This window comes from Phytobacter sp. V69 (assembly GCF_965644215.1).
In the GTDB taxonomy this organism is placed as follows: domain Bacteria; phylum Pseudomonadota; class Gammaproteobacteria; order Enterobacterales; family Enterobacteriaceae; genus Phytobacter.
This window is the reverse complement of the sequence record NZ_CBFFRL010000333.1, coordinates 1-3,157: the sequence shown is the minus strand read 5'-3', so window position 1 is coordinate 3,157 and position 3,157 is coordinate 1. Positions and strand designations below refer to the sequence as shown.

Genomic DNA, 3,157 nt, shown 5'->3' with positions numbered 1-3,157 from the left:
ATTCAGGCAACCGTCTGTGGTGTTTGCAGAGCTAAGATTGGCGGCTTAGCGTTGCACTTCGGAGTTGAATCCGCCAAATTAAGATGCATTCACCTACTCAATTAAATAAAGATAAAATGCCCGAATACTCTGGCTAAACCGCGCGCCAGTACCCTGTCTTTAGCCATAGGCATCCCTTGTCAATTTCTGCTAACATCCCTGCCACATTCCCACAGCAATCTGGCGGCGACTATGAAATTTGTCTCTTTTAATATCAACGGCCTGCGTGCCCGTCCTCATCAACTGGAAGCCATCGTCGAGCAGCATCAGCCCGACGTGATTGGCCTGCAGGAGACGAAAGTCCACGACGACATGTTCCCGCTCGAAGACGTGGCAAAACTTGGCTACAACGTCTTTTATCATGGCCAGAAAGGCCACTATGGCGTGGCGCTGCTGACCAAAGCGACGCCAGTCTCCGTGCGTCGCGGTTTCCCGGATGACGGCGAAGAAGCCCAACGCCGTATTATCATGACGGAAATCCCGTCTCCGCTGGGTAACATCACAGTCATCAATGGTTACTTCCCGCAGGGGGAAAGCCGCGACCATCCGACCAAATTCCCGGCAAAAGAGAAGTTTTACCAGGATCTGCAAACCTACATTGAAACCGAGCTGAAAAAAGAAAATCCGGTACTGATCATGGGGGATGTCAACATCAGCCCTACCGATCTGGACATCGGCATTGGCGAAGACAACCGTAAACGCTGGCTGCGTACCGGCAAATGCTCCTTCCTGCCGGAAGAACGCGCGTGGATGGACCGCCTGATTAACTGGGGCCTGGTAGATACCTGGCGTGCCGCGAACCCGGACAATAACGAGCGCTTCTCGTGGTTTGACTACCGTTCCAAAGGGTTCGATGACAACCGTGGCCTGCGTATAGATTTGCTGCTGGCAAGCTCACCGCTGGCAGAGCGCTGCATCGAGACCGGCATCGACTATGACATCCGCGGTATGGATAAACCTTCCGACCATGCTCCGGTATGGGCTAAATTTAAAGTCGAATAAGCTTCACTCCTCCATCACGGCGGTCGCGCGTTGCCACCGCCCTTTTTGGACCTGACCACGCTATGGCGAAAAACATCACGCTTTCCCACTTCCGCCAGGACAATGGCGTGGTTATCGATACCCGCGACAGCGCGTTATATAACGGCTGGCCGGATGCGTTTTCCGGCACATCCGGCCATGTTCCCGGCGCGCGGAACCTTGCCGCGTCATGGCTCGATGATATAACCGATGCACAGTTTGACGCCTGGACATCCCTGCGCCCAATGACCGCTGAAACCCGCATCGCGCTTTATGGCACACCGGATGACAATGCCGCCGTCGAAGCCTGGTTAAAGCAGAAAGGGCTAAATGCGCCATGGCGTATCAGCGACGCACTCTCGTCCCCTTCTCCCCTCGAACGTTTACCCGGTTTTTATCAGCTCGTCCCGGCAAACTGGCTGCACGATCTGATTGCCCATCGTCAGGTCAGCGAGAAGCCCGCCGGTACATGGCAGGTGATAGAAGCGGGCTGGGGCATACGCGATGACTTCCGTCAGGGGCATATTCCCGGCGCAGACTATCTCGATACCCATGAACTGGAAGTCGAGCCGCTGTGGAACGTGGTCGCCCCTGACGTACTGCGCAGCGTGCTAACCGCGCACGGCATTCGCCGGGATACCACGGTCATTCTCTATAGCCGCAACCCGCTTGCCGCCGCGCGCGTGGCCCATATTCTCTTATATGCCGGAGTGCAGGATGTGCGTCTGCTGGACGGAGGCTGGCGGGTCTGGCGTCGCGCCAATCTTCCCGTTGCATCAGTTGATGCCATTCCTGTCACACCCATCCACGATTTTGGTTTGGCGATCCCGGCTCAGCCGCAGTTGATGCTCTCCCTGCAGCAGACGCAGGCACTGCTAAACCGGCAGGATGCCTCGGTGGTCAGCATCCGCTCCTGGGCGGAGTTTGCCGGCGCAACCAGCGGCTATCGCTATATTGCTGCCTGCGGGGAGATCCCCGGTGCACGCTGGGGACGCGCGGGAAACGGCAAAGACGGAATGGAGGTGTTCCTCAATCCTGATGGCACGCTGCACTGCACATCACACATCGCCACCCTGTGGGAAGAATGGAATATTATGGCGGACCAGCATATCGCCTTTTACTGCGGTACAGGCTGGCGCGCGTCTCTGGCGTTTATCTGCGCCCGCGCCATGGGCTGGGCGAACATCGCGGTATATGATGGCGGCTGGTATGAGTGGAGCTTGCATCACAACAATGGATAAACATGCTTAAACCGATAGAGGTTGTCGCTGCCATCATTGAGCGCGATGGCCAGATTTTGCTGGCCCAGCGCCCGGAACAGGGTGATCAGGCGGGATTATGGGAGTTTGCAGGTGGCAAAGTGGAAGCCGGGGAAAGCCAGCCAGAAGCCTTGATCCGCGAGCTTCGTGAAGAGCTTGGCATTGATGCACAGCTGGTGGCGTATATCGCCAGCCACCAGCGCGAGGTCTCCGGGCGCATTATTAATCTACACGCCTGGCATGTGCCAACCTTCATCGGCACACTTACCCGTCACCACCACGCGGCACTTGTCTGGTGCGCACCGCAGGAGGCCTTCAACTGGCCTCTCGCACCTGCGGATATCCCGTTACTGGAGGCGTTTATGGCTTCACGCGCCGCCAGACCAGCGGATTAGTAGAGACGGTACGTTCATCGCGCTGGCACTGGAGTAGCACGCCTTCGGCTTTAATCACCGCCCCTTCGGTGTAATTCTGATTCTGATAAACGCAGCACAAATTACAGGGCTGCGAATTTTGCTGCCCGCCGGAGCTAAACACCTCCGGCGGCACATTCACCTGCACATCCGGTGACACGCGCCTGTCCGCGCTGGCTCCCGCAGAGACCAGCATCAACGCACAACCCCACAGCCAAAATGAACGCGTCATAGCATTTTCTTCCTGAATAGAAACTCTTATCACTATAACGGATCTCTATTACTGAACCGCATTTTCTTTCGTCATCGTTTTTTGTTATGGATAGGCACCCATTATTAATTTGATACCACTTAGATAGTGTCGTCACGAGGATAAAAATCATTGATAATAGGGCCTTCTAATCAGAAGGCCCTATTATCATGACT

At 55.7% G+C, this 3,157-nt stretch carries 4 protein-coding genes; 3 read left to right on the top strand and 1 reads right to left on the bottom strand.

The genetic code is table 11. The features are described 5' to 3' along the window. Positions 1 to 231: 231 nt before the first annotated feature. The 3 genes from xthA to ACSZPU_RS24625 all read left to right on the top strand — a co-directional run bounded on the left by xthA (position 232) and on the right by ACSZPU_RS24625 (position 2,713). The gene (gene xthA, locus ACSZPU_RS24635) at positions 232 to 1,041 is read left to right on the top strand and encodes an exodeoxyribonuclease III (RefSeq protein WP_499004206.1); all 810 of its coding nucleotides are present in this window, start codon (positions 232 to 234) and stop codon (positions 1,039 to 1,041) included. Positions 1,042 to 1,103: 62 nt separating this feature from the next. Next, positions 1,104 to 2,300, top strand: a complete 1,197-nt coding sequence (locus ACSZPU_RS24630; protein ID WP_499004204.1) for a rhodanese-like domain-containing protein — start codon at positions 1,104 to 1,106, stop codon at positions 2,298 to 2,300. A 2-nt stretch (positions 2,301 to 2,302) separates the two neighbouring features. After that, a complete protein-coding gene (locus ACSZPU_RS24625; RefSeq protein ID WP_499004203.1) occupies positions 2,303 to 2,713 on the top strand; it encodes a pyrimidine (deoxy)nucleoside triphosphate diphosphatase in 411 nt (136 codons plus the stop codon). Here the strand turns inward: ACSZPU_RS24625 and ACSZPU_RS24620 are convergent. Continuing rightward, complete coding sequence (locus tag ACSZPU_RS24620) at positions 2,679 to 2,963, bottom strand: DUF1496 domain-containing protein (RefSeq protein ID WP_499004202.1); 285 nt, start codon at positions 2,961 to 2,963, stop codon at positions 2,679 to 2,681. The two genes, ACSZPU_RS24625 and ACSZPU_RS24620, sit on opposite strands and share 35 nt — an antisense overlap. Positions 2,964 to 3,157 lie beyond the last annotated feature (194 nt).